The 1,480-nt window shown below is 39.3% G+C and carries 1 protein-coding gene; it reads right to left on the bottom strand.

What is annotated here, in order from left to right:
* Positions 1-32: 32 nt before the first annotated feature.
* A partial coding sequence (locus F6K23_RS40430) for a transposase (protein ID WP_293166840.1) occupies positions 33-1,480 on the bottom strand: 1,448 nt, incomplete at its 5' end.

Here is a 1,480-nt window from a genome sequence, read left to right as displayed (position 1 = left end):
GTATCCACTCAATATGATGGGGTAGGCAATGATTATAATTGCCAAGACCAACCAAAGGAACTAACAGAAGAGCGATCGCGAATAATACTTGCCAGAGACGGAATATTACCTGCCCTCAAAATGCGGTCGCGTACATATTCAAAAAAACTCAATCCCAGTTTACGAGTAGTAGCAACAAGGGACATAAAAGTATCCCAGGATGCAGTCCCCTCAGTTGTCTGAGTTCCATAACTAATATTGCGTCTCCTCACCATAGTTCTAGCAGCTAACTCCGCCGGGTTATTATGTAATGGCAATTCCGGATGCTCTAATACCAACAACAACTCCGAAATTTTGCTGGCAGTTAATCGTTTTCGTTCATCCAACTGCTGATAACCACTCTGAGTCCCGAAAAGTCGAGAAAATTCAGAGCGTAATCTATGGGCTGTTGAAAGTGTGGGAGCATCTCTATAAGCAAGTAACTCTCTATAGTAATCCCAAAAATCATCCAAGAATTGCTCTAGCAGTTGTTGATGATAATAAACCTTGGGAGTTAACTTTTTATAATGTCGTCCCTCATGTATCCAACACAAAGCCAGCTCATCAGTTAGTAACTTGAAGGTCGGTGCATCATCACTTATGAGAGTCTTGATGACTGGCCAGTCCCTTTGCTGATGATAAAAAGCGATTGCTGATGCTTCTAAAATACGTTGACGCATTTGTGACCCTAATAATGGTAAATGCCTATCTAGTAGCCCATTAAACTCTATGGAATTCAATACAGTTTCTTGAGGCAACAATTCCAGAGACTTCTTCCATTTATCTGGTATACGTAAGGTCTCCAACATTGAGTTGGTGAAGGGGTTGAGAATAAATTCTAGTTCTTTTCCGTTCAGTAAACCTTGAAGTACACTTAATCGATCTTTGTTGGCAGTGGTAAAGTAGACCGTATAGAGAGGATTACACACTACATTCGTGGTATAGTTTACTCCTCCTACTCGGGCTCCTGTTTGGTCAAAGTGCTGCCAGGGACTACTTAATAGTCCTGCTTCATAAATTTCACTTTTTTCTCTTTCAAAAAAAGACTGGTTTTTGATTAATACATTAGACAAATTCCCGGCTGAGATTAAGATGCCCATGTCCTCTAGAAACTCTAATAGTTTGCCTTGGGTCATATTTCCCCCATAGTACAAACTGATGATTAAGCTTTTAATTCCCGGACCAAATTCTCCTTCATAACCTGCTGGTAATTCTGCCAAATAGGTTTTTCGGTTTTGAGGCGAGTAGTATTTCTCTTTCAGGAATAATACGTTATCAGTTGCCAAGGTAATATCTTGAATAATTACTTCTTCGTAACCTTTAAACTGTGCATCTATGGGCAGTAATTCCATCGGATACTCTAATATTTCTTCTCTATCTATTTTGACCTTAGATTTTTTACTGCACTTAGAATGGTTTTGAGGTAGCTTTCGTTCTTTTTCTGATGAGTAATTGTTTGAGA

This window comes from Okeania sp. SIO2C9 (genome assembly GCF_010672455.1).
In the GTDB taxonomy this organism is placed as follows: Bacteria; Cyanobacteriota; Cyanobacteriia; order Cyanobacteriales; family Microcoleaceae; genus Okeania.
Note: the sequence above shows the minus strand (reverse complement) of the source record. Positions and strands in the feature narration are given on the sequence as shown.